21 protein-coding genes are annotated in these 23,794 nt (G+C 60.5%); 11 read left to right on the top strand and 10 right to left on the bottom strand.

Translation table 11 applies throughout. The features are described from left to right. The first annotated feature begins 76 nt into the window (after nt 1–76). The 5 genes from D8U69_RS15435 (at nt 77) to D8U69_RS15415 (ending at nt 4,745) form a co-directional block, all read left to right on the top strand. Nucleotides 77–1,507, top strand: a complete 1,431-nt coding sequence (locus D8U69_RS15435; protein WP_130907658.1) for a coniferyl aldehyde dehydrogenase — start codon at nt 77–79, stop codon at nt 1,505–1,507. A gap of 28 nt (nt 1,508–1,535) precedes the next feature. Continuing rightward, a complete protein-coding gene (locus D8U69_RS15430) occupies nt 1,536–2,081 on the top strand; it encodes a twin-arginine translocation pathway signal protein (RefSeq protein ID WP_130907657.1) in 546 nt (181 codons plus the stop codon). Between the two features lie 98 nt (nt 2,082–2,179). Next, on the top strand, nt 2,180–3,775 hold the full coding sequence (locus D8U69_RS15425; protein WP_056854004.1) for a GMC family oxidoreductase: 1,596 nt from the start codon (nt 2,180–2,182) through the stop codon (nt 3,773–3,775). Between the two features lie 115 nt (nt 3,776–3,890). After that, nucleotides 3,891–4,370: a pantetheine-phosphate adenylyltransferase gene (gene coaD / locus D8U69_RS15420; protein WP_007975368.1), complete on the top strand. Its 480-nt coding sequence runs from the start codon at nt 3,891–3,893 to the stop codon at nt 4,368–4,370. Nucleotides 4,371–4,493: 123 nt separating this feature from the next. Continuing rightward, a complete protein-coding gene (locus tag D8U69_RS15415; RefSeq protein WP_003195146.1) occupies nt 4,494–4,745 on the top strand; it encodes a YfhL family 4Fe-4S dicluster ferredoxin in 252 nt (83 codons plus the stop codon). 101 nt (nt 4,746–4,846) lie between these two features. On the opposite strand, the gene D8U69_RS15410 is transcribed toward D8U69_RS15415, so the two are convergent. From D8U69_RS15410 to D8U69_RS15400, 3 genes are read right to left on the bottom strand one after another with little or no spacing between them, the layout of a single operon-like run. Further along, nucleotides 4,847–5,167 (bottom strand): multidrug transporter, encoded by a 321-nt coding sequence (locus D8U69_RS15410; protein WP_130907656.1) that lies wholly within the window; start codon nt 5,165–5,167, stop codon nt 4,847–4,849. Between the two features lie 53 nt (nt 5,168–5,220). Continuing rightward, nucleotides 5,221–6,033 (bottom strand): bifunctional DNA-formamidopyrimidine glycosylase/DNA-(apurinic or apyrimidinic site) lyase, encoded by an 813-nt coding sequence (gene mutM, locus D8U69_RS15405; RefSeq protein ID WP_056854006.1) that lies wholly within the window; start codon nt 6,031–6,033, stop codon nt 5,221–5,223. 31 nt (nt 6,034–6,064) lie between these two features. Beyond that, nucleotides 6,065–6,880, bottom strand: a complete 816-nt coding sequence (locus tag D8U69_RS15400) for an HDOD domain-containing protein (protein ID WP_162250575.1) — start codon at nt 6,878–6,880, stop codon at nt 6,065–6,067. A gap of 230 nt (nt 6,881–7,110) precedes the next feature. On the opposite strand from D8U69_RS15400, the gene D8U69_RS15395 reads away from it, so the two are divergent. The 3 genes from D8U69_RS15395 to ilvD all read left to right on the top strand — a co-directional run bounded on the left by D8U69_RS15395 (nt 7,111) and on the right by ilvD (nt 11,812). Next, a complete protein-coding gene (locus tag D8U69_RS15395; protein WP_017341306.1) occupies nt 7,111–8,307 on the top strand; it encodes a class I SAM-dependent rRNA methyltransferase in 1,197 nt (398 codons plus the stop codon). A gap of 203 nt (nt 8,308–8,510) precedes the next feature. Beyond that, nucleotides 8,511–9,713, top strand: coding sequence for an MFS transporter (locus D8U69_RS15390; RefSeq protein WP_130907655.1), 1,203 nt, complete (start codon nt 8,511–8,513; stop codon nt 9,711–9,713). 257 nt (nt 9,714–9,970) lie between these two features. Beyond that, nucleotides 9,971–11,812 carry a dihydroxy-acid dehydratase gene (ilvD, locus tag D8U69_RS15385; RefSeq protein WP_056854009.1) on the top strand — a complete coding sequence of 614 codons (1,842 nt, stop codon included), beginning with the start codon at nt 9,971–9,973 and terminating at the stop codon, nt 11,810–11,812. Nucleotides 11,813–12,131: 319 nt separating this feature from the next. On the opposite strand, the gene D8U69_RS15380 is transcribed toward ilvD, so the two are convergent. Then, on the bottom strand, nt 12,132–13,187 hold the full coding sequence (locus D8U69_RS15380; RefSeq protein WP_056854010.1) for a phosphorylcholine phosphatase: 1,056 nt from the start codon (nt 13,185–13,187) through the stop codon (nt 12,132–12,134). A 240-nt stretch (nt 13,188–13,427) separates the two neighbouring features. On the opposite strand from D8U69_RS15380, the gene D8U69_RS15375 reads away from it, so the two are divergent. Next, entirely contained in the window at nt 13,428–14,819 is a 1,392-nt protein-coding gene (locus D8U69_RS15375) for an L-cystine transporter (protein WP_056854011.1), read from the top strand. 120 nt (nt 14,820–14,939) lie between these two features. On the opposite strand, the gene D8U69_RS15370 is transcribed toward D8U69_RS15375, so the two are convergent. Then, nucleotides 14,940–15,452, bottom strand: coding sequence for a dihydrofolate reductase (locus D8U69_RS15370; RefSeq protein ID WP_130906059.1), 513 nt, complete (start codon nt 15,450–15,452; stop codon nt 14,940–14,942). A gap of 85 nt (nt 15,453–15,537) precedes the next feature. Here D8U69_RS15370 and D8U69_RS15365 point away from each other — a divergent pair, with 85 nt between their 5' ends. After that, entirely contained in the window at nt 15,538–16,908 is a 1,371-nt protein-coding gene (locus D8U69_RS15365; protein ID WP_130907654.1) for a DUF2868 domain-containing protein, read from the top strand. Then, nucleotides 16,901–18,277, top strand: a complete 1,377-nt coding sequence (locus tag D8U69_RS15360; protein WP_130907653.1) for a GTPase/DUF3482 domain-containing protein — start codon at nt 16,901–16,903, stop codon at nt 18,275–18,277. Before D8U69_RS15365 ends, D8U69_RS15360 begins: the two co-directional genes overlap by 8 nt. Nucleotides 18,278–18,324: 47 nt before the next feature. Here the strand turns inward: D8U69_RS15360 and D8U69_RS15355 are convergent, their stop codons facing one another. The 5 genes from D8U69_RS15355 to D8U69_RS15335 form a co-directional block, all read right to left on the bottom strand. Then, nucleotides 18,325–18,750 carry a hypothetical protein gene (locus tag D8U69_RS15355; protein ID WP_130907652.1) on the bottom strand — a complete coding sequence of 142 codons (426 nt, stop codon included), beginning with the start codon at nt 18,748–18,750 and terminating at the stop codon, nt 18,325–18,327. 86 nt (nt 18,751–18,836) lie between these two features. After that, nucleotides 18,837–19,403 carry a phosphonate degradation HD-domain oxygenase gene (locus tag D8U69_RS15350; RefSeq protein WP_056854016.1) on the bottom strand — a complete coding sequence of 189 codons (567 nt, stop codon included), beginning with the start codon at nt 19,401–19,403 and terminating at the stop codon, nt 18,837–18,839. Nucleotides 19,404–19,744: 341 nt separating this feature from the next. Further along, the gene (locus tag D8U69_RS15345; RefSeq protein WP_130907651.1) at nt 19,745–20,770 is read right to left on the bottom strand and encodes a putative 2-aminoethylphosphonate ABC transporter substrate-binding protein; all 1,026 of its coding nucleotides are present in this window, start codon (nt 20,768–20,770) and stop codon (nt 19,745–19,747) included. Nucleotides 20,771–20,808: 38 nt separating this feature from the next. Then, a complete protein-coding gene (locus D8U69_RS15340; protein ID WP_130907650.1) occupies nt 20,809–22,533 on the bottom strand; it encodes a putative 2-aminoethylphosphonate ABC transporter permease subunit in 1,725 nt (574 codons plus the stop codon). Next, entirely contained in the window at nt 22,533–23,609 is a 1,077-nt protein-coding gene (locus tag D8U69_RS15335) for a putative 2-aminoethylphosphonate ABC transporter ATP-binding protein (RefSeq protein ID WP_130907649.1), read from the bottom strand. Before D8U69_RS15335 ends, D8U69_RS15340 begins: the two co-directional genes overlap by 1 nt. Between the last annotated feature and the right edge of the window lie 185 nt (nt 23,610–23,794).

The following is a 23,794-nucleotide window of genomic DNA, read 5'->3' as shown; positions in this document are numbered from 1 at the left end:
TGCGCGACGAAGGCATTTGACTTTTTAGAGCATAGACTCTAAAAAGTGCCTCATTAGAATAAATCCGGAGCCGACCATGACTGCTGAAATTTCCTACCTGCAAAACCTACAGCAGCCTCTGGACGAGCTTCAGGCGCTGTTTGAAGCACAACGCGCGGCGTATGCCGCCAACCCGATGCCCCCTGCCGCCCAGCGCCAACAGTGGCTCAAGGCACTGCGCGACTTGCTGAACAGCGAGCGTCAGGCCTTGATTGACGCGATCAGCCAGGACTTCAGCCATCGCAGCGCCGATGAGACCCTGCTCGCTGAATTGATGCCCAGCCTGCACGGCATCCATTACGCCAGCCAGCACCTCAAAGGCTGGATGCGTGCGTCGCGGCGCAAGGTCGGCGTTGCCTTTCAACCAGCCTCGGCCAAAGTGGTTTATCAGCCGCTGGGCGTGGTTGGGGTGATCGTGCCGTGGAATTACCCGTTGTACCTGGCGATCGGCCCGATGGTGGGTGCGCTGTCGGCGGGTAACCGGGTGATGCTCAAGCTCAGCGAATCCACCCCGGCCACCGGTTTGCTGATGAAGCAGTTGTTGGCGCGGATCTTCCCCGAAGACCTGGTCTGCGTCGTGCTGGGCGAGGCCGATATCGGCGTGGCATTTTCCCGCCTGCGTTTCGATCACCTGTTGTTCACTGGCGCCACCAGCATCGGTAAGCACGTGATGCGCGCGGCGGCGGAGAACCTGACACCGGTGACACTGGAACTGGGTGGCAAGTCTCCGGCCATTGTGTCCCACGATGTGCCGCTCAAGGACGCCGCCGAACGCATCGCGTTCGGCAAGACCCTCAATGCCGGACAGACCTGCGTGGCTCCGGACTACGTGCTGGTGCCGGAGGATCGTGTCGGTGGCTTCGTTGAAGCCTATCGCTCGGCTGTGCGCGGGTTTTATCCGACGCTGACTGACAACCCGGACTACACGGCAATCATCAATGATCGACAACTGGCTCGGCTCAATGGCTACGTCAGCGATGCCACCAGCAAGGGTGCGTTGCTGATTCCTCTGTTCGAGCAAAGCCAGGGCCGTCGCATGGGCCATAGCCTGTTGCTCAACGTCAGCGATGACATGACCGTGATGCAGGACGAAATCTTCGGCCCGCTGCTGCCGATCGTCCCGTATCGGGATCTCGATCAGGCGTTTGCCTACATCAACCAACGCCCTCGCCCGCTGGCGCTGTATTACTTCGGCTACGACAAGCGCGAGCAAAACCGCGTGCTGCACGAGACCCACTCCGGTGGCGTGTGCCTCAACGACACGCTGCTGCATGTGGCTCAGGATGACATGCCTTTCGGCGGCATCGGTGCTTCGGGCATGGGTCACTACCACGGGCACGAAGGCTTCCTCACCTTCAGCAAGGCCAAGGGTGTGCTGATCAAACAGCGCTTCAACGCGGCGAAACTGATCTATCCGCCGTACGGTAAATCCATTCAGAAACTGATCCAGAAGCTGTTTATTCGCTAACGATCGTCACCCTCGGGTAATAACAATAATGAACCCAAGCCTGTCCGATACACCCGCGCTGTCACGGCGCGGCCTGCTCAAGTTCAGCCTCGGCGCCAGCGCCTTTCTCGCCACCGCCGGATTGGGTGCCAGCCTCACGGGTTGCTCTTCGGGTGCACCGCAAAGTGGTTTCACGGCGTTGCGCAGCGGCGATCTGCTGTTTTTGCGGGCCTTGCTTCCGGTAATGCTTGACGGTGCGGTGACCGCCGAACGCATGCCGGCTGCGGTCGATGGCACTTTGAAAAGTCTGGACTACAACCTCGATCACCTGTCGCCGGAAATGCTCAAGCTGACCCGGCAACTGTTCGATGTGCTGGGCATGGCTGTCACACGCGGTCCGTTGACCGGGATCTGGGGCAGCTGGGAAAACGCCAGCGCCGACGATATCCGGCACTTCCTCGATCGCTGGGAAAACAGCTCGCTGAACTTGCTGCGCATGGGACACAGCTCTTTGCTGCAACTGGTGATGATGGCCTGGTACGGCCGCCAGGAATCGTGGGCGCATTGCGGCTATCCCGGACCGCCAACGGTTTGAAAACCGTATCGAGCCTTTCGCGGGCAAGCCTCGCTCCTGCTGCAGCGAAGGCGTCATCTGCCTCACCAAAATATCCAGAACAATAAGAGAACCCGAAGATGCCCGTACCCGATCCGTTCCGCGAAGGCATGGCCCGCGGCTGGAAAACCCATAACGGTTCGCAACTGAGCCAGGACCTGACCCTCGAAGCGGATGTGGCGATCATCGGCAGCGGTGCCGGTGGCGGCACCACCGCCGAAATCCTCAGCGCAGCCGGCTACAAAGTGCTGCTGATCGAGGAAGGTCCGCTCAAGACCAGCAGCGACTTCAAACTGCTCGAAGACCAGGCCTACGCCAGTCTCTATCAGGAAGGCATCGGGCGCATGAGCAAGGATGGCGCGATCACCATCCTTCAGGGCCGGGCGGTGGGCGGCACCACTCTGATCAACTGGACTTCCAGTTTTCGCACTCCGCAACCGACCCTGGAGCATTGGGCCAAAGAGCACAACGTCAAGGGTCACAGCCCGGCCGACATGGCGCCGTGGTTCGAAAAAATGGAGCAGCGTCTGGGCGTCGCGCCGTGGATGGTCCCGCCCAATGCCAACAACGACGTGATCCGCAAAGGCTGCGAAAAACTCGGCTACAGCTGGCATGTCATCCCGCGCAACGTGCGCGGCTGCTGGAACCTCGGCTATTGCGGCATGGGCTGCCCGACCAACGCCAAGCAATCGATGATGGTCACGACCATTCCAGCGACCCTGGAAAAGGGCGGCGAGTTGCTTTACCTGGCCCGCGCCGAAAAACTCGTCATCAGCGGCGACAAAGTCACCGGCCTGCATTGCGTGGCGATGGACGAGCGCTGCGTCGAACCCACCGGTCGCAAGATCACGGTCAAGGCGCGGCATTACGTGCTGGCCGGCGGTGGCATCAACTCACCAGGCTTGTTGATGCGTTCCGGAGCGCCTGATCCGCACGAACGCTTGGGCAAACGCACGTTCCTGCATCCGGTGAACATGTCCGCTGCGTTGTTCGACGAGGTCGTCAACCCGTTCTATGGCGCGCCGCAGTCCATTTATTCCGATCATTTCCAATGGCAGAACGGCACTACCGGCCCCATGGCCTACAAACTGGAAGTTCCACCGCTACACCCGGCGCTGGCCGCGACATTACTCGGGGGCTTTGGCGAAGAAAACGCCGGGCACATGACCAACCTGCCGCACACGCACGCCATGCTGGCACTGCTGCGCGACGGTTTTCACCCGGACAGCCAGGGTGGCAACGTCGAATTACGCAGCGACGACACGCCAGTACTCGATTACCAAATCTCGCCTTATACCTGGGACGGGTTGCGCCGGGCATTCCACACGATGGCCGAGATCCAGTTCGCCGGCGGCGCCCGGGCGGTGATGCCGATGCACGCCGACGCGCGCTACGTCAAAACCCTCGCCGAGGCACGGGCACTGATTGACGGTCTAAGCCTGGAGTTGTACCGCACTCGTTTGGGCAGCGCGCATGTGATGGGGGGTTGCGCGATGGGCGAAGATCCGAAAAATGCCGTGACCGACAGCCTCGGCCGGCACCATCAATTGGCCAATCTATCGATTCATGACGGCTCGCTATTCCCTACCAGCATTGGCGCAAACCCGCAGTTGTCGGTCTACGGCCTGACGGCGCAACTGGCGACTTCTCTGGCCGAACGTTTAAAAAATCCGTGAAAAAAGCGATTATTCGCATCGTCTATAGTGCTTTCTTACCCAACAGGCGACTTGGCCGACCGGGAAGGCTGCGATACCATCCGACTCCCCAACGCACTCCCGCCAGGACGACGCGATGAACCGAGTGTTGTACCCAGGTACCTTCGACCCTATTACCAAGGGCCATGGCGATCTGGTCGAACGCGCCTCGCGCCTGTTCGATCACGTGATCATTGCTGTCGCCGCCAGCCCGAAGAAAAACCCGCTGTTTCCCCTGGAACAGCGCGTGGAGCTGGCCCGCGAGGTCACCAAGCATTTGCCGAACGTTGAAGTCGTCGGCTTCTCGACCCTGTTGGCGCATTTCGCCAAAGAGCAGAACGCCAATGTGTTCCTGCGTGGTTTGCGCGCGGTGTCGGACTTCGAATACGAGTTCCAGCTGGCCAACATGAACCGCCAGTTGGCCCCGGATGTGGAAAGCCTGTTTCTTACCCCGTCCGAGCGCTATTCGTTCATTTCCTCGACACTGGTCCGTGAAATCGCTGCCTTGGGCGGCGATATCACCAAATTCGTCCACCCGGCAGTGGCGGATGCACTGACCGAGCGCTTCAAGAAGTAGGAGCTGCCGCGGGCTGCGATCTTTTGCACTTGATCGCGCTTGCGTGCACTGCGCACGCCAATGCGGCACAATTACGCGCATTGATTTATTGCGCCCGGGCTTGCCGCCCCGGCTGGAGTTAGCATGTCCCTGATCATCACCGACGATTGCATCAATTGCGACGTCTGCGAACCCGAGTGTCCGAACGCCGCCATTTCCCAGGGCGAAGAGATCTACGTGATCGACCCGAACCTGTGCACCCAGTGTGTCGGCCACTACGACGAACCACAGTGCCAGCAGGTTTGCCCGGTGGATTGCATCCCGCTGGACGAAGCGCATCCGGAGACTGAAGAGCAGTTGATGGAGAAGTACCGCAAGATTACCGGCAAGGCTTGAGACATTTGGCGTCTTTCAGGACGCCTTCGCGGGCAAGCCTCGCTCCTACAGTCGTGTGATCGTTGTAGGAGCGAGGCTTGCCCGCGAAACTTTTCAGGACCTCACTCCTGCCGCTCAAACCCTTCCCCGATACACCCCAGGCACCGCACGAACGCCGCTTTCGCCGGGTCCACCACCAACGCCTGCCCCGCATCGCCTACTCCGCCGCCCAATGCGGTAAACGGTAGCGACACCACAAACACGCCGGCGCCGATCACTGTGGCGGCGACCAGTAAAGGCCGGGCAATCAACAGGTCGCCAATCATCGCGTATGCCGGTGGGTTCTGGATGGTGTAGAGCGGATCCCCGCTGCCGCTGCTGGCATCGGCTGATGCAACGAAGCTCAGCATCGACGCGACGGCAAGGGTTCGAAACAGGTTCATGGCTCGGTCCTTCGGCTAGACAGTCGGAACACTGACTATAGACCGTAAGGCATTCAGCTCTGGCAGCGTGGGCAAAAGACGCTGGCGCGCTGCCCGAGTTTCACTTCTCGCAACGGCGTGCCACAGACTTTGCAAGGCTCGGTGCCACGGCCGTAGACAAACAATTCCTGCTGGAAATACCCCGGCTGACCATCACCGCCAATAAAATCACGCAGTGTAGTGCCGCCGCGCTCGATGGCCGCAGCGAGAATGCGCTTGATCTCGATGGCCAGCTTCAGATAACGCGCCCGGGAAATGCCTTTGGCTTCGCGACGGGGGTCGATCCCGGCGGCGAACAAGGCTTCGGTCGCATAGATGTTGCCGACGCCGACCACCACCGCGTTGTCCATGATGAACGGCTTGACCGCCATCGAACGGCCACGGGACAACTGGAACAACCGCTCACCGTCGAACAGGTCGGTCAACGGCTCCGGCCCCAGGCGAATCAACAGTTCATGGTTGAGCGGGTCGAGGCTCCAGAGCATCGCGCCAAACCGACGCGGGTCGGTGTAGCGCAGGGCCAGGCCCGACTCCAGTTCGATATCCACGTGCTCATGCTTGGCCGCCGGCAGGCCGACCTCTACCAGACGCAAATTCCCCGACATGCCCAAGTGGCTGATCAAGGTTCCGACCTCGGCGTTGATCAGCAGGTACTTGGCGCGCCGCTCCACCAGCACGATCCGCTGGCCGGACAAGCGCACGTCGAGGTCCTCGGGAATCGGCCAGCGCAGGCGCCGGTCACGCACGATCACCCGGCTGACGCGCTGGCCTTCCAGGTGCGGCGCAATGCCACGGCGGGTGGTTTCGACTTCTGGCAGTTCAGGCATGGTGCTCTCTTGGAGGAAGAAAATCCGACAATCAGCGGTGCGCGCCGAGGTCGCGAATCGTCTGCTTGAGGGTCTCGAAGTCGTAGTCCGAGAGACCGACATAATCGAGCACCAACGCCGCGATGCTGTCCCACTCGTGATCTTCGGTCTGGTTGCCCAGCACGCGATAGGAAGCGCAAATATGCTCGGCCATCTTCAGGATCGCCAGCAGGTTCTTCAGCGAACTGTTGCGCGACGATTCATCGCTGAAGATCGCCAAGGCATTGTGGTGATTGGCGATGGCCGTGCTCACGTGTTCCGGCAGGCGCCAGGACTTGGCCGTGTAATAACCCACCACGGCATGGTTGGTGTTGAATTCCCGGTTCTCGGTGTCCACGACGCGGCACTCGGCCCCGGCACTGGCATAGGCCTGCTCCAGAACGCCCATGTAGTCGGGGAAACGCTGGAGCATCAGCGGCACGCCACAGTCATGGAACAAGCCCAGGGCGTAGGCTTCATCGCCGTTCTGGATACCGATGCGCTTGGCCAGGGTCAGGCAGGTCATCGCCACGTCCTGGGCGGTGTCCCAGAAGCGGTTCAAGGTGACGATGGTGTCATCATTCATCTCGCCCTTGATCGACTGCGCGTTGATCAGGTTGATGATCGAGCGGCTGCCCAGCAAATTCACCGCCCGCTGGATCGAGGCAATCTTGTTGCTCAGACCGTAATACGGTGAATTGACGATCTTCAACAGCGATCCAGAGAGGCCAGGGTCCTGGGAGATCAGCTTCGCGATCACCTCCAGATCCGGGTCGGGCATGTACTGCTCCATCTGCAGATCAACCATGATCTGCGGTTGAGCCGGCACACTGATGCCTTGCAGGGACTGCTGGATTTGTTCGGGAGTCAGCTCTTGGGACATAAGTACACACTCTGGGTGAGGCGCCGATTCTAGCTTCTAAAAGTTGGATCCGACACCTTGGACGGTCCGATCACTGAAGTTTCATCCAATCGCTGGCGGATCACCGCATGTCCATCCGTCGCGCCGTGGCCCTGCGCAACACGCTATACTCCCGCTCTTTTTTCCGGAGCGACGACATGTCCCTGCCTAGCCTGCGCCTCAAAGCCAATGCCGACCGTCGTCTGCGCAACGGTCATTTGTGGGTCTACAGCAACGAAATCGATGTAGCCGCCACGCCTTTGCACGGTTTCAAGGCCGGCGACCAGGCGATCCTCGAAGCCGCCGGCGGCAAGCCGTTGGGCATTGTTGCCATGAGCCCGAACAACCTGATCTGCGCCCGCCTGCTGTCGCGCGACATCAAGTTGCCGCTCGACAAATCGCTGCTGGTGCATCGCCTGAACGTGGCCTTGTCGCTGCGTGACCGCTTGTTCGACAAGCCATTCTATCGCCTGGTCTACGGTGATTCCGATCTGCTGCCGGGCCTGGTGGTTGACCGTTTCGGTGACATCCTGGTGGTGCAGATCGCTTCGGCGACCATGGAAGCCCACAAAGACGACGTGATCGCGGCGCTGACCCAAGTGCTCAAGCCAAGCGGCATTCTGTTCAAGAACGACTCCGCTGCCCGTGACGCCGAAGGCCTCAACCGCTACGTCGAAACTGTCTTCGGCCTGGTGCCGGAGTGGGTCGCGCTGGAAGAGAATGGCGTGAAATTCGAAGCTCCGGTCATCCAGGGTCAGAAAACCGGCTGGTTCTACGACCACCGCATGAACCGCGCGCGCCTGGCGCCATACGCCAAAGGCAAACGCGTGCTTGACCTCTACAGCTATATCGGCGGTTGGGGCGTGCAAGCCGCGGCATTCGGTGCCAGTGAAGTGTTCTGCGTCGACGCCTCGGCCTTCGCCCTCGATGGCGTCGAGCGCAACGCCGCATTGAACGGTTTCGCCGAGAAAATGACCTGCATCGAAGGCGACGTGTTTGAAGCGCTCAAAGAGCTGAAAGCCAGCGAGGAACGCTTCGACGTGATCGTCGCCGACCCGCCGGCGTTCATCAAACGCAAGAAAGACATGAAAAACGGCGAAGGCGCCTACCGCCGCCTGAACGAGCAAGCCATGCGCCTGCTCAGCAAGGACGGCATCCTGGTCAGCGCATCCTGCTCGATGCACCTGCCGGAAGACGACCTGCAGAACATTCTCTTGACCAGCGCCCGTCACCTGGACCGCAACATCCAAATGCTCGAACGCGGCGGCCAGGGCCCGGATCATCCGGTTCACCCAGCCATCGCTGAAACCCGCTACATCAAGAGCATTACCTGCCGGTTGCTGCCGAATAGCTGAGTAATCCCCTGTAGGAGCGAGCCTGCTCGCGATGGTCGTCAACGATAACGCGGGGAGCCTGATACCCCGCGACGTTCCCGGATTCATCGCGAGCAAGTTCGCTCCTACAGATGTTTCAGAAATCGCCCACGTTCCCCTGCATTGACTTGCTTCTTCATCAAATCAATCCTCGTCTACCCCTCACGGAACGAGCGCACTGATTGATGAACCTCGCCACAAACACCCGTGAAAAACCGCTGATCATCTTGTTGCTGATGACCATGATGCTGTTGAGCGTGTTCCCATTGGACGTGGTCCTCCCCTCCTTTCCAGATCTCTCGGGATACTTCCGGATTTCACCACCTGACGCGGCCCTGTCCGTCAGCGTGTTCGCCGTCAGCCTGGCACTCTCCATCCTGCTGGTTGGTCCACTCTCGGACATGTGGGGCCGCAAGAAGCTGTTGTTGGCCGGTATTGCTCTGGCAACAATTGGAGCGGCTGGGTGCGCAGTTTCCAGCGAGTACCAGTGGTTTCTGGGTTTCCGGGTGATCCAGGCGATCGGTTGCGGATCCTTTTCGCTGGCCCAGTCGCTGGTACAGGACTTGTTTGTGGGCCGTGAACGGGAGCGACTCCGGATATGGATGGTGACTGCGGGCGGTGTTTTCATTTCCATATCGCCGCTGCTGGGGACCTGGCTGCAATTGGAGTTTGGCTGGCAGGGCAGCTTTTGGGTGTTTATTACACTGGCAACGATTGTCTGGCTGAGCGCTTGCCGGCTGCTCAAGAAAGCACCACCGATACGTACGCCAGCGCATGGCGGAGTTCTCAGTGCTTATTGGCGAGTCTGTTCGGATGCAAGGTTCATGGGTTACTGGCTGATTTCGGCCCTGGCCTTCGCCTGCCATTTTTCGTTCATCGTCAATTCACCCATCATTTTCATGGAGCAACTGGCACTCTCACCCTATGAATTTGCCTGGACGTTGCTGTTGTATGGTGTCGCTTATGTTTTCGGCGGCGTGGTCGCCAGCGTCCTGCATCGATACCTGCACGCTAACACCCAGATCAATATTGGCCTGGGGCTGATCGCAACTTCAGGCCTGCTGATGCTGTGGCTGACTCGGCAATTTGGTCTCTCTGCCACCACAGTGCTGTTATCCATGCTTATTTGTACGATCGGCACAACCATAACCAGACCTGTCGTCAACTCCATGGCAATGAACATCCACCCGCAATACGCCGGCACTTCTACCTCGGTCGGTGGTGTGCTGATGTTCCTCAGCGGCGGCGTGGCCAGCGCATTGATCAGCGTGGTACCCGAGGGTCTGATCAGCACCCTGGCCCTTTGCTTTTTGGCATTAAGCCTCGCAGGCCTTGGACTCAATGCGTTGATCTTTCAACGTGATAAACAGACGCTCAATGTCGGCTGACACCTGCCAGTCGTCATTCCACAGGCCTGGTCAACACGGGATCAACGCTTCCCGGCATTCCCTCCAGCCGCCAGCCGTGTAGAATCGCGACATTCATCGCCAGTCATCCCCGGCGGGTTTATGAGCTCAAGCTGAAGCGCGCGGCGATCCCGCAAAGTTATCGGCAACTTCCGGACACACGGCCATTTCTGAGTGTTCCAGACGTCACTAGAAGCTCACTTCCCTTTTGATACCTGATTAGCCGCCCGGAGTGCTTCATGCCTGATTACCGCTCGAAAACATCCACCCACGGCCGCAACATGGCCGGTGCCCGCGCTCTGTGGCGCGCCACGGGGATGAAAGATGACGACTTCAAGAAGCCGATCATCGCCATTGCCAACTCGTTCACCCAGTTCGTACCGGGCCACGTGCACCTGAAAGATCTGGGTCAATTGGTCGCCCGCGAAATCGAACGTGCTGGCGGCGTGGCAAAAGAATTCAACACCATCGCGGTCGACGACGGCATCGCCATGGGCCACGACGGCATGCTGTATTCGCTGCCGAGCCGCGAGATCATCGCCGACTCCGTCGAGTACATGGTCAACGCCCACTGTGCCGACGCCATCGTTTGCATCTCGAACTGCGACAAGATCACCCCTGGCATGCTGATGGCGTCCCTGCGCCTGAACATTCCGGTGATCTTCGTCTCCGGCGGTCCGATGGAAGCCGGCAAGACCAAACTCGCCTCCCACGGCCTCGACCTGGTCGATGCCATGGTGATCGCCGCCGACTCCAGCGCTTCTGACGAGAAAGTCGCCGAGTACGAGCGCAGCGCCTGCCCGACCTGCGGTTCGTGCTCCGGCATGTTCACCGCCAACTCGATGAACTGCCTGGTCGAAGCCCTGGGCCTGGCATTGCCGGGCAACGGTTCGACCCTGGCCACCCACAGCGACCGCGAGCAGTTGTTCCTGCAAGCTGGCCGCACCATCGTCGAGCTGTGCAAGCGTTACTACGGCGAGAACGACGAGTCTGTGCTGCCGCGCAACATCGCCAACTTCCAGGCGTTCGAGAACGCCATGACCCTGGACATCGCCATGGGCGGTTCCACCAACACCATCCTGCACTTGCTGGCCGCGGCGCAGGAGGCCGAGATCGATTTCGACCTGCGCGACATCGACCGCCTTTCCCGTCACGTGCCGCAGCTGTGCAAGGTTGCGCCGAACATCCAGAAGTACCACATGGAAGATGTGCACCGTGCCGGCGGGATCTTCAGCATCCTCGGTTCGCTGGCCCGTGGCGGCTTGCTGCACACTCAGCTGCCGACCGTGCACAGCCGCAGCATGGAAGAGGCCATCGCCAAGTGGGACATCACCCAGACCAACGACGAAGCCGTGCACCACTTCTTCAAGGCCGGTCCGGCGGGCATCCCGACGCAAACCGCGTTCAGCCAGTCGACCCGTTGGGAAACCCTGGACGACGACCGTGAAAACGGCTGCATCCGCAGTGTCGAGCACGCGTATTCGAAAGAAGGCGGCCTGGCCGTGCTGTACGGCAACATCGCGCTGGATGGCTGCGTGGTGAAAACCGCTGGCGTCGACGAGTCGATCCACGTGTTCGAAGGCAACGCCAAGATCTTTGAAAGCCAGGACAGCGCCGTGCGCGGCATCCTCGCCGACGAAGTGAAGGAAGGCGACATCGTCATCATTCGCTACGAAGGCCCGAAAGGCGGCCCGGGCATGCAGGAAATGCTCTACCCGACGTCGTACCTGAAATCCAAAGGCCTGGGCAAAGCCTGCGCCCTGCTCACCGACGGCCGTTTCTCCGGCGGTACGTCCGGCCTGTCCATCGGCCACGCTTCGCCTGAAGCGGCTGCCGGCGGCGCCATCGGCCTGGTGCAGGATGGCGACAAGGTGCTGATCGACATTCCAAACCGCTCGATCAACCTGTTGGTCAGCGACGAAGAACTGGCTGCGCGCCGGGTCGAGCAGGACAAGAAAGGCTGGAAACCAGTGGAAAAACGTCCACGCAAGGTGACCACCGCACTGAAAGCCTACGCCCTGCTGGCCACCAGCGCCGACAAGGGTGCTGTGCGCAACAAGGCAATGCTTGATGGGCTGTAAGGCTTAACCGTCGAACATGAAAATGCCCCGCCACAGTGCGGGGCATTTTTTTGACCACAATTGATCGTTCCCACGCTCCCGCGTGGGACTGTCTAAAAGGACGCTCCGCGTCCCGACGCGGAGCGTCACTGGCTGCATTCCCACGCAGAGCGTGGGAACGATCAACACTGTACCCGTGGCGAGGGAGCTCGTCGGATCGCCGCACCGTCCTGCTGGGCTGCGCAGCAGCCCTTTTTAGGGCCGCTTCGCGCCCCAGCGGGAGCAAGCTCCCTCGCCACAGGATGCTAACGTTCTCTCATCACAGGTAAGCCAAACGGTCTTACTGAATCTCTTGCGGGGTGACGATCACCCAGTTCTTGTCCGCCGTCACCGGCAACCCTTCCTTGGCTTGGGCCGCAGCGTTTTTGGCCATCATGCCCTGGATCTGGGTCATGTATTTGTCTTTGCGGTTGACCCACAAATGTATCCCGCCCTTGGCCACATCGACGCTGTGGAACAGCATGAAACCATCGCTGGTCGGTGTATCGCCGCCCACCAGCACCGGTTTTTTCCATTCATCGATATAGGTCAGGATTGCCGCCTGCTTACCCGCCATCCAGGTCGCCGGGGTCCACAGGTACGGAGTCAGTTCGAGACCAAGATTCGCCTTTTCATCATATTTGCCGGCGGTGATCTGTTTGCGAGCAGTGGTCAGTTCGCCGGTCTTGGGATCCTTGAGCAGCAGCGACACACCGATCACGTTTTGCGGTTTGACGTTGTAGCCATATTTCGGATCGGCCGCGACCATGCGCACCAATTCTTCGGAGGCGGCGGTCATCACGTAGACCTCGATGCCGTTCTCCATCAGCTTGTTGTACAGCTCTTGCTGGCCAGTGAAAATTTTCGGCGGATTGACGTCGAGCTTCTTGACCACATCGCCTTCGTAATAAGTCGCCGGTACCGGTTTGCCGGACGCCATCATTTCGTCGACGTAGCCCTTGAGCTCCTCAAGCGTGAAACCCGAGAACACCTGGGCGACCCATGGATAACAAACCATGTCGTCGAGTTCGCAGAGGCGGTAGTAGTAGCTGAACAGGCTTTCCTGGTGGTCGGCGGTGTCCTTGAACGGCATCAGCTTCAGGGAGGGATCGAGTTTGTCGCGGGTGATCAGGCCCTTGTTCTCCATGAACGGCAGCAACGACTCTTCGAGGTCGTAGCGGTAACTGGTGTTGTCCATGTCGAACACCGCGTAGTTACCCTTGTTGGCGTTGGCCGCAATCATGGCGTCCAGTGCCTTGGCCTGATCGGCGGGCCAGTGCTTCAGATCCGTCGCAAATACCTGGCCGGCAAGACCTGCACACAGTGCGGCTGCCAGAAATTTCGATGCAAACTTCATTGGCGTCACTCCCTGAATGAAAGACATCGACGCTAACAAATAAGTGTGACGGTCCTCGTCTGCCAGCGACCGCTAGCGTACCCATCGCGTCAGCTGCATCTCCGAGAACGACACACGCTTATTCCAAAAACGACAGTTTCAAGACGTTTTTCGTATTAATTCTTTAGAATTCAAGCTGTTAGGCTTCCCGGTTCGCAGCTGCCCCGGAAGGCAGTTGGCACATGTCTAATGGGAGTTCCAATGAATCTGCCGCTGATTCTCAACCTGCTGGTGTTCCTCGCCCTGCTCTTTGGCCTGGCACAAACCCGCCACACGCCGTGGAGCCTGGCAAAAAAAGTCCTGCTCGCGCTGGTTCTGGGTGTGGTGTTCGGTGTCGCGCTGCATACCGTTTATGGCGCCGGCAACCCGGTGCTGAAAGCCTCGATCGGCTGGTTCGATCTGGTGGGTAACGGTTACGTGCAATTGCTGCAGATGATCGTGATCCCGTTGGTGTTCGCCTCGATCCTCAGCGCCGTGGCTCGTCTGCACAACGCTTCATCGCTGGGCAAGATCAGCTTCATGACCATCGGCACGCTGCTGTTCACCACCGCCATCGCGGCACTGATCGGTATCGGCCTGACCAACCTGTTCGGTCTGACCGCCGAAGGTCTGGTGGCCGGCACCCAGGAAATGGCCCGCCTGCAAACCATTCAGACCGACTACGCGGGCAAGGTTGCCGACCTGAATGTGCCGCAGCTGTTGCTGTCGTTCATTCCGCAAAACCCGTTCGCCGACCTGGCGCGCGCCAAGCCGACCTCAATCATCAGCGTAGTGATTTTCGCTGCGTTCCTTGGAGTCGCAGCGCTGCAACTGCTCAAGGATGATGTCGAAAAAGGTCAGAAAGTGATCAACGCCATCGACACCCTGCAAGCCTGGGTGATGCGTCTGGTGCGCCTGGTGATGAAACTGACGCCCTACGGCGTGCTGGCACTGATGACCAAAGTGGTGGCCGGTTCCAACTTGCAGGACATCATCAAGCTCGGCAGTTTTGTCGTGGTTTCCTACATTGGCCTTGGTCTGATGTTTGTGGTTCACGGCGTGCTGGTGTCGGCTGCCGGGATCAATCCGCTGCGCTTCTTCCGCAAGATCTGGCCGGTGCTGACGTTTGCCTTCACCAGCCGTTCCAGCGCCGCCACAATCCCGTTGAGTATCGAAGCGCAGACCAGCCGCCTGGGCATTCCACAATCGATCGCCAGTTTCGCCGCTTCGTTCGGCGCGACCATCGGCCAGAACGGTTGCGCCGGTCTGTACCCGGCGATGTTGGCGGTGATGGTGGCGCCGACCGTAGGCATCAACCCGCTCGATCCGCTGTGGATCGCAACACTGGTGGCGATTGTGACGCTGAGTTCGGCCGGTGTGGCGGGCGTGGGTGGCGGTGCGACGTTCGCCGCGCTGATCGTGTTGCCGGCGATGGGCTTGCCGGTGTCACTGGTGGCGTTGCTGATTTCGGTCGAGCCGCTGATTGATATGGGGCGCACGGCGTTGAACGTCAGTGGTTCGATGACGGCCGGTGCGATAACCAGCCAGATGATGCAGCAGACCGATAAACGAGTGCTGGATGCGGATGAGCATTCGGAGCTGGCGCACGCTTAAATTTTTCAGCGCCTGATCTGGCCCCATCGCTGGCAAGCCAGCTCCCACAGGGATCTATGGTGTTCACGCAACAAGTGATTCACCTTGGACACTGTGGGAGCTGGCTTGCCAGCGATGCTTTCAAACCTTTTCCCAGACTTCGAAGTTGTACGCTGGCTTACCCTCTACTGCCGGGTTTTCAACGTTGGAAACCAGTGTCCATTCCTTCACATCAAACTCCGGAAACCACGCATCCCCTTCCGGGCTCAGCGCCACGCGCGTCAGGTACAACCGATCGGCCTGCGCCAACCCTTGGGCATACAACTGCGCACCGCCGATCAGCATCAACTCATCGACGCCCTGCTCCTTCGCCCATTCCTCGGCGCGAACCACCGCGGACTCCAGCGATGGATACACCTCGGCGCCTTCGAGCACCAGGTCCGCCTGACGGCTGACCACGATGTTCAAGCGGCCCGGCAACGGGCGACCCAGAGAATCCCAGGTCTTTCGCCCCATGATGATCGGTTTGCCGAGGGTCGTGGCCTTGAAGTATTTGAAGTCCCCCGGCAAGTGCCAGGGCATGCTGTTGTCGACGCCGATCACACGGTTTTCACCGAGGGCTGCGATCAGGCTGAGGGGAAGTGATTTAGTCATGTCGGCGAGGATACCAGAGCCTCGCTTTCGCCGATAAGCGCCACAACGGTTATGCTCACAGCTCATTTGAGCGACGGGATGCCGCGTGACTGAACTGAATAACCTCTGGCTGACAGAAACCATCCGCCTGCGTGAAGAACACGCCGGCCCCCTGGAAGATCTGGAAGCCAACCGACTGGCCCGCAGCGCCGGGGGCGATTTGCCGTCGCGCATTCAACGCCGCGCCCTGTGGCTGGCGGACCGCGATGGCTTGAGTGCTGCGCTCAAGCACTGGCTGCAAGGTGCGCGACTGGCGTTGATCGTCCTGGCGCTGCTGGCCGTGGTCACCGGCGCAAGCCTGGCCTTCGCCGCGATGGGCGACGGCCTGCACTCGGTGAATGTGTTCTGGGCCTTGGGCAGCCTGCTCGGGCTCAATCTGATTCTGCTGCTGAGCTGGGCCTTGGGCCTGGCGTTTGCCGGCGAACACGGCGCCAGCCTCGGGCGATTGTGGCTGTGGCTGAGCGAAAAACTCGCCCGGGATGCCAAAGCCGCGCAGCTGGCACCGGCCCTGCTGTTGTTGTTGCAACGCCGCAAGCTCAACCGCTGGGCCGTTGGTGTGCTGGTCAATGGCTTGTGGTTGCTGGCGATGCTCAGCGCGCTGGTGATCCTGCTGACGTTGATGGCGACCCGACGCTACGGTTTCGTCTGGGAAACCACCATCCTCAGCGCCGACACGTTTATTGCCGTGACCCAGGCTCTCGGCGCGCTGCCGGCCCTGCTCGGCTTCAGCGTGCCCACCGAGGAAATGATCCGCGCCAGTGGCGACGCCGCACTCAACATCGAAAGTGCCCGACAAGCCTGGGCCGCGTGGCTGGCAGGCGTATTGCTGGTGTACGGCGTGATACCGCGAATGTTGCTGGCGCTGTTTTGCCTGTGGCGCTGGAAAACCGGTCAAGCGATGTTGCGCCTGGATTTGAACCTGCCCGGCTACGCGCAGCTACGCGAGCGACTGATGCCCACCAGCGAACGTCTGGGCATCAGCGATGCGGCGCCTGAGCAACTGCATCGGGTCGAGAGCGGCGTCAGTGAACAGCAAAGCGACGGTGCGCTGTTGGTCGCCATCGAACTGGACAACGAGCGCCCCTGGCCGCCGCAACTGCCGAACAACGTGAGCAACGCCGGGATTCTCGACAGCCGCGAATCCCGGCACAAACTGCTCGAACAACTCAGTCGCTTCCCTCCGGCGCGCCTGGCCATCGCCTGCGATCCACGGCGTTCGCCGGATCGCGGCAGCCTGGCGCTGATCGCCGAACTGGCTCGCAACGCCAGCGCCACCCGCGTCTGGTTGCTGCAAGCGCCGCACGGAGAAGCGCTGGATGCCGAACGCCTTGGCGACTGGCATACGGCGCTGCAACAGCTGGAGCTGCCGTTCGCCGATTGTGCACCGTTGAACTGGCTGGAGACGGGTCATGACTGAAGCACGCAAGCAGCCCCTGAAACTCGCAGTCGTCGGCCACACCAACGTCGGCAAAACCTCGCTGTTGCGCACCCTCACCCGCGATGTCGGTTTCGGTGAAGTGTCCCACCGTCCCAGCACCACACGGCATGTCGAAGGCGCGCGATTGTCGGTGGACGGCGAACCGCTGCTCGATCTCTACGACACACCCGGCCTGGAAGATGCCATCGCCCTGCTCGACTACCTTGAACGTCTCGAGCGACCTGGTGAACGGTTGGACGGTCCGGCCCGCCTGGCGCGCTTCCTCGATGGCAGCGAAGCCCGGCAGCGTTTTGAACAAGAGGCCAAGGTCTTGCGCCAGTTATTGGCCTCCGATGCCGGTCTCTATGTGATCGATGCTCGGGAACCGGTGCTGGCCAAGTATCGCGATGAGCTGGAAGTGCTGGCCGGTTGCGGCAAACCGTTGCTGCCGGTGTTGAATTTCGTCAGCAGCGCCAACCATCGCGAACCGGCGTGGCGTGAAGCGCTGGCGCGGTTGGGATTGCACGCACTGGTGCGCTTCGACAGCGTCGCACCGCCAGAGGATGGCGAGCGCCGACTCTATGAAAGCCTCGCCCTGCTGCTCGAAGCCGCGCGGCCGCAACTGGAACGCTTGATCGCCGACCAGCAAGCCCAACGCCGGGCGCGCGAGCAAAGTGCGACGCGGCTGATTGCCGAATTATTGATCGATTGCGCGGCATGCCGGCGCAGCGTGGTCAGTGATGCCGAACAGGAACAGCAAGCCATCGGCGAACTGCGTAAAGCGGTGCGCCAGCGCGAGCAACGCTGCGTCGAGTCCCTGCTCAAGCTTTATGCCTTCCGCCCGCAGGACGCCGCTGCCAGCGATTTGCCGCTGCTCGATGGCCGCTGGGGCGATGACCTGTTCAACCCCGAAACCCTCAAGCAATTGGGTGTGCGGGTCGGTGGCGGCATCGCCGCAGGTGCCGCCGCCGGAGCGGGCGTCGACCTGCTGGTCGGCGGCATCACCCTCGGCGCCGCCGCGCTGGCCGGCGCCATCGCCGGCGGCGCCCTGCAAACCGCGCGCAGCTATGGCAGCCGCTTGCTGGGCAAGCTCAAGGGCCAGCGTGAGCTGACGGTCGATGACAACGTGTTGCGACTGTTGGCCCTGCGGCAACGACAACTGCTGCAAGCACTCAATGCCCGCGGACATGCGGCGATGGACAGCATCCAGGTGGCAACGCCTCAGGACAAGACCTGGCGCGAGGGCAAACTGCCCGAGGCCCTGAACAAGGCACGGGCGCATCCGCAATGGTCGTCACTCAATGCGCATGCGAAGTTGAATCAGGCGGAACGGCAGGAGCAGGTTGAGGTGTTGGCGCAACAGCTTTAGCGGCCGGGACAATTATGGTGTCTGGAGTGACGCGTTTTTAACATTGATCACTGCCAACCCAGCTTCAGGTATTCCCGCACCAACGCATTGACCCGCGTCCGATCCGTACGATTGGCACGGCCGTCGTTGTCCACATCAGTGCACAGCACAATCTCGAAAGCTCCATCGTTGTCGAGGTCATGAACAGCAGCCTTGTAGACGATGTTGGGGCCTTCATGGAAATGCAGCCGCACCGATTCCGGCGTTGCATTGCCGGTCGGGCTCAGCGAAAACATGCGCAGATGCCGTTCCTCACCCTCACCGGTGTTGAACCATCTGCACTTGAAGTAATGAGAGCCAAAGTTTTTCAGCCGCAGAACTTCATTGTCCGAGGCTTCACGCAGCAATTGTTCATCTTCAAAAAACAGCAACCGCAGCGTATCTGCGTCCCCGTTTCCACTTCGATCCTGTGCAATCACTTTCAAATAACGCATACATGTTCTTCCTTGTGAAAGGCTCAGCTTGAGCGCTGCCAACAAGGTGAACCATGCATGTTTTTCTCAATCAGTCGTCAGATTGCTCAGCAAATCTCGCGGGACAAAACCGCGACCGCCTTGCGCTTCAACACGCCCAGGTCCATCACCGGCACATGCATCTGTTTCGCCATTTCATCCCAATGGCGCATGCGCAAGCTCACGGCGCACAACGGGTCCTGCTCGAATGCATCGGCTTCGGTTTCAGTCATCACCCCACCCTGATATCCCAGGGTCCGGCGACTGGCTTCGCTCAAGCGCTCGTAGTACCCGGGCTCCCTCAATGTCAGATATCGCTTGGCCTGGACGTGATACTCCACCAGCCGTGCCATGCGCTCACTGAAGCCCGCCCGACGCAAATAGTCAGCGCCCAGCCGCTCATGGCTGACCACACCGAAGCCGTCCATGTTCTCGGTGCTTTCGCCGCAAATATGCCCGATGTCATGGAAGAACGCGGCGAGCACCACTTCATCATCGAAACCTTCGGCCATCGCCAGCTCGGCGGCCTGGGACATGTGCTCGATCTGCGACACCGGCTCGCCGATGTAATCGTCGGTGCCGAAGCGTTCGTACAGCCCGAATACCTCAGTAATCACCTGCTCGTTGCGGCCCATCGGAAATTCCCCCATCAGTGAAGTTTGTGGTGAAGGGTAGACCGCTATCGCTGCGATGCGGCGACCCGACAAGCCAGCTCCCACAGGGTTCACGGTGGGGCTTGCCAGCGATGGCAGCCTGACAACCGACCCATCTCTTTTGGATGTACCCAATCCAATGGTAGGAGCGAGCCTGCTCGCGATGGCGGCTTCACTTCAACAGGTGTGTTGACTGTTCTACCGCTATCGCGAGCAAGCTCACTCCTACAGGGGATCTTCAGTGGTTGGAAATCCCGATCACACCGGGAACCACTGTGGGAGCTGGCTTGCCAGCGATGAGGCCCTGTCAGCCGATGAAGATCTTACTTGGCCGCCACTTTCTCCGACTTGCCGTCATAGCGCTTGCGCCATTCACTCAGGATCTGGTCGCGGTTCTTCGAAGCCCAGGCAAAGTCGTTCTTGATCAAGCGCTGTTCGTAGTCGGCTGGCAATTCGGTCTGCGGCTTGGCAATGCCCGGCTGCGCAAGCACCGCGAAGTTCTCCTTGTAGAGCTCCATTGCCTCAGGGCTTGCCGAGAAGTCAGCGAGTTTTTTCGCCGCTTCTTCGTGGGCAGTGCCTTTGATTACCGCCGTCGCTTCGATCTCCCAGCCCAGGCCTTCTTTCGGCAGGATGATGTCCAGCGGTGCGCCCTGGCGCTTCAACTGAACAGCCGGGTATTCGAAGGAAATACCAATCGGAAACTCACCCGCCGCCGCCAGTTTGCAAGGCTTGGAACCGGAGTGAACGTACTGGCCGATGTTCTGGTGCAGGCCGTCCATGTACGCCCAGCCCTGCTTCTCGCCGAAGGTTTGCAGCCAAGCGCTGACGTCGAGGAAACCGGTGCCGGACGACGCCGGGTTTGGCATGACGATCTTGCCTTTGTACTCAGGCTTGGTCAGGTCCTGCCAGCTCACAGGCTTGGTCAGGCCCTGCTTCTCGGCTTCGACGGTGTTGAAGCAAATGGTCGCCGCCCACACGTCCATACCGACCCAGGCCGGCGGGTTGGCGGCGTCGCGGTAGTTGCCGCCGATCTTGCCCAGGTCTTTCGGCGCGTAGCTTTGCAGCATGCCTTGCTGATCGAGGATCGCCAGGCTTGAAGCGGCCAGGCCCCAGACGGCGTCGGCCTGCGGGCGGTCTTTTTCTGCCAGCAGCTTGGCGGTGATGATCCCGGTGGAGTCACGCACCCACTTGATTCCGACGTCCGGGTTGGCTTTTTCGAAGGCTTGCTTATAAGTCTTCAGTTGTTCGGCTTCGAGGGCGGTGTACACCGTCAACTCGGTTTTCGCCGCAAAGGCGTTCAGGCTGAAAGCGGTGAGGACAGCAGCGGCCAGGGCCATAGGCTTGAACATGATCTTTTCCTGTTTTTGAGTTGAGGGGTTGTACGGTTTCAATGGCCGGGCGCGGTCTGCCGCCAGGCCTGTGAGCGGCGCAGCAAACCGCGCGAAGCCCAGGCCAGCAGCAGGGAAACGCCCGCCGAAGTGAACAGAATCAGGGTCGACATCGCCGCCGCGCCGCCGACGTTGCCGGCGTCGTCCATGTTCAGTACCGCCACTGCCGCGAGAATGGTGTCGGGGCTGTAGAGGAAGATCGCCGCCGAGACGGTGGTCATGGCCGAGACGAACAGGTAGCGCACGATGTCCAGCAGCGCCGGCAGACAAATCGGCACGGTCACGCGCCAGTAGTGGCGGTACAGCGGTGCCTTGAGCGACAGCGCGGCGGCTTCGAACTCGCCATCGAGTTGGCGCAGCGCGGTGGTGGCGGTCATTTGCGCAGTGGTCAAATAGTGAGCAATGGTGCAAACCACCAGCAAGGTCATGGTCCCGTAGAGCACATGCAGCGGGTTGCCGGTGAGGTTGAAGAAGAAGACGTAACCCAATCCGAGTACCAGACCCGGCACCGCCATCGGTACGAAACTGAGCATGCGCAGTGTCATATTCAAGCCGCGCTGGCCTTTGGTTTTTTCCATCAGATAGGCGCCGGTGAAGATCAGGACGCTACCGATCAGCGCGGTACACAAAGCCATCTTCACGCTGTTGCCGTACGCCAGCCAGCCACCGCCCGCGGTGTCATTGAACTGGTAATGGTTGAGCGACAGCGACAGGTTGTAAGGCCAGAATTTCACCAGCGAAGAGAACACCGCCATGCCGAACACCAGCAGCAATGTGGCGCAGATCAGCAGCACGACGGCCAGATAGCAGCTGTCGCGCAGCGTCGACGGCAAAGGCTTGAATACTTGGGCGCGACCGCTCATTGAATCGCCATGACGCCGACGCAACCAGGCATCGACCGCGAAGCTGAACAGCGCCGGCAGCAACAGGACCATGCCGATCAGCGCACCGCGACCGAATTGCTGTTGGCCAACCACGGCTTTGTAGGCTTCCAGCGCCAGTACCTGATAGTCGCCACCGACCACCACGGGCACACCGAAGTCGGTGATGGTCAGGGTGAACACCAGGCAGAACGCGGCGAAAACCGCCTGACGGGTCGCCGGCCAGGTGATGCTGCGAAACGCCTTTGCGGGACTGGCGCCCATGCTGGAAGCCGCATCGAACAGTCGCGCATCCGCCAGGGACAAGGCCGACAGCAGGATCATCAATGCGTGCGGGAAGGTGTAGATCACCTCACCCAGAACGATGCCCCAGAAGCCATAGATGTTGTCCGAGAGCAGGCCGCGCAACATACCCTGATTGCCGAACAGATAAACCAGGGCGATGCCGGGCAACATCGAAGGCGCCATCAATGGCAGCAACGAGATGCCGCGCCAGAGGCCTTTACCGGGAATCAATGTGCGTTGCAGCGCGTAGGCAAAGAGGTAGGCCAGCGGTACGACGATGGAGGCGACGCTGAGGGAAACCTTCAGGCTGTTACCGAGCAACCAGTGGAAGTTGTCGCTGGTCACCAGTTCTTGCGCAGCGAGCCAGCCACCGCCCTGCCCGGCCTCCGCGCTGAAACCACGCCAGAAGATCGCCAGCAACGGCATCAACACCGCAACGCCGAGCAACCCCAACAAGAGGACCTTGCCGCCAACCACGAAGATGCGGTCGCCCAGCTCGGCACGGGAAATCTGCCGAACCTGCTTGTGGGGCAGCGGCAGCGCGATGTTCACGCTCATCAGGCAAACACCTGCAGGCTGCGCGGCGGCAAGGCAACCATGATCTGCTGCGCGCCAAGACGTGGCATGGCTTCCGGTGCCAGCTCAGCCAACAAAGCGTGGCCCGGCAGGTGATCGAGTTCGAAGCTCATGCGGCAGCGGTTGCCAAGGAAGGTGATTTCGCGAACCTTGGCCGGGAACAGGTTTTCCTCGTGTACCAGCGGGTTGACGTTGATCGCTTCCGGGCGGCAAAACAAACGCCCCGACGTAGTCTTGGCGCTGTCATCGGCCAGACGCAGGTTCATGGCGCCAACCCGAGCGTGGCTGTCACTGCTGCGCTGAAACGGCAGCCAGTTGCCCTGACCGACGAACTCCGCCACGAACGGCGTGGCCGGGCGGTTGTAGATTTCCTGCGGCGTGGCGTACTGCTCGACCTTGCCGTTGCTCATCACGGCGATACGGTCGGCCATCAGCATGGCCTCGTCCTGATTGTGGGTCACCATCAGGGTGGTGATGCCGAGGCTGCGTTGCAGTTGGCGCAGCTCAGTGCACAGGTGCTCACGGACCCGGGCGTCGAGGGCCGACATCGGTTCGTCGAGCAGCAACAACGAAGGTGCCGGGGCCAGGGCGCGGGCCAGGGCGACGCGTTGCTGCTGGCCGCCGGACAATTGCCCCGGATATTTTTTCTCGCTGCCGCTCAGGCCGACCAGCTCCAGCATCTGCCCGACGCGCTGCCGCACTTGATCGCGGCCGCTGCCGGTCAGGCCGTAGGCAATGTTCGCTTCAACGGTGAGATTGGGGAACAGTGCGTAGGACTGGAACAGAATGCCGTAGTCCCGCGCTTGAGGTGCCAGGTGGGAAACGTCACGCTCGCCGAGATACAACTCGCCGCTGTCCTGCTTTTCCAGACCGGCAATGCAACGCAACAGGGTGGTTTTGCCGCAACCCGAAGGACCGAGCAGGCACACCAGCTCGCCTGCCGCCACGTCGAGAGACACGCTGTCCAGCGCGGTGAACGCACCAAAGCGTTTCTGTGCGCCGCGCACCTTCATCGGTACGCCGGGGTTGGTCAGGGCAGTGGCGATCAAATTGTTCATGGACGGACCTCATCTGGCAGATGAAAGCCATCCTAGGGTTGTAATGAGTCCGTCATATGGCAGCCAGGCAAAAACTGCCGATAGTGGTATTCGGGAATTTGGGGTTATTGGACAAGGACTAACTTGTGCCGATCGTTCCCACGCTCTGCGTGGGAATGCCTCAACGGACGCTCCGCGTTCGGCTT

Origin of the sequence: Pseudomonas sp. Sample_16 (assembly GCF_004307665.1) — a bacterium.
In the GTDB taxonomy this organism is placed as follows: domain Bacteria; phylum Pseudomonadota; class Gammaproteobacteria; order Pseudomonadales; family Pseudomonadaceae; genus Aquipseudomonas.
This window is presented reverse-complemented; position numbering and strand designations above follow the sequence as displayed.

What these genes read in the sequence shown, in the direction of transcription:
- D8U69_RS15375 (WP_056854011.1), top strand. Translation starts at nt 13,428, where the DNA reads ATGAATCTGCCGCTGATTCTCAACCTGCTGGTGTTCCTCGCCCTGCTC.
- D8U69_RS15370 (WP_130906059.1), bottom strand. Translation starts at nt 15,452, where the DNA reads ATGACTAAATCACTTCCCCTCAGCCTGATCGCAGCCCTCGGTGAAAAC.
- D8U69_RS15390 (WP_130907655.1), top strand. Translation starts at nt 8,511, where the DNA reads ATGAACCTCGCCACAAACACCCGTGAAAAACCGCTGATCATCTTGTTG.
- D8U69_RS15380 (WP_056854010.1), bottom strand. Translation starts at nt 13,187, where the DNA reads ATGAAGTTTGCATCGAAATTTCTGGCAGCCGCACTGTGTGCAGGTCTT.
- D8U69_RS15355 (WP_130907652.1), bottom strand. Translation starts at nt 18,750, where the DNA reads ATGCGTTATTTGAAAGTGATTGCACAGGATCGAAGTGGAAACGGGGAC.
- D8U69_RS15430 (WP_130907657.1), top strand. Translation starts at nt 1,536, where the DNA reads ATGAACCCAAGCCTGTCCGATACACCCGCGCTGTCACGGCGCGGCCTG.
- D8U69_RS15340 (WP_130907650.1), bottom strand. Translation starts at nt 22,533, where the DNA reads ATGAGCGTGAACATCGCGCTGCCGCTGCCCCACAAGCAGGTTCGGCAG.
- D8U69_RS15335 (WP_130907649.1), bottom strand. Translation starts at nt 23,609, where the DNA reads ATGAACAATTTGATCGCCACTGCCCTGACCAACCCCGGCGTACCGATG.
- D8U69_RS15395 (WP_017341306.1), top strand. Translation starts at nt 7,111, where the DNA reads ATGTCCCTGCCTAGCCTGCGCCTCAAAGCCAATGCCGACCGTCGTCTG.
- D8U69_RS15410 (WP_130907656.1), bottom strand. Translation starts at nt 5,167, where the DNA reads ATGAACCTGTTTCGAACCCTTGCCGTCGCGTCGATGCTGAGCTTCGTT.
- ilvD (WP_056854009.1), top strand. Translation starts at nt 9,971, where the DNA reads ATGCCTGATTACCGCTCGAAAACATCCACCCACGGCCGCAACATGGCC.
- D8U69_RS15350 (WP_056854016.1), bottom strand. Translation starts at nt 19,403, where the DNA reads ATGGGCCGCAACGAGCAGGTGATTACTGAGGTATTCGGGCTGTACGAA.
- D8U69_RS15425 (WP_056854004.1), top strand. Translation starts at nt 2,180, where the DNA reads ATGCCCGTACCCGATCCGTTCCGCGAAGGCATGGCCCGCGGCTGGAAA.
- D8U69_RS15360 (WP_130907653.1), top strand. Translation starts at nt 16,901, where the DNA reads ATGACTGAAGCACGCAAGCAGCCCCTGAAACTCGCAGTCGTCGGCCAC.
- mutM (WP_056854006.1), bottom strand. Translation starts at nt 6,033, where the DNA reads ATGCCTGAACTGCCAGAAGTCGAAACCACCCGCCGTGGCATTGCGCCG.
- coaD (WP_007975368.1), top strand. Translation starts at nt 3,891, where the DNA reads ATGAACCGAGTGTTGTACCCAGGTACCTTCGACCCTATTACCAAGGGC.
- D8U69_RS15345 (WP_130907651.1), bottom strand. Translation starts at nt 20,770, where the DNA reads ATGTTCAAGCCTATGGCCCTGGCCGCTGCTGTCCTCACCGCTTTCAGC.
- D8U69_RS15415 (WP_003195146.1), top strand. Translation starts at nt 4,494, where the DNA reads ATGTCCCTGATCATCACCGACGATTGCATCAATTGCGACGTCTGCGAA.
- D8U69_RS15435 (WP_130907658.1), top strand. Translation starts at nt 77, where the DNA reads ATGACTGCTGAAATTTCCTACCTGCAAAACCTACAGCAGCCTCTGGAC.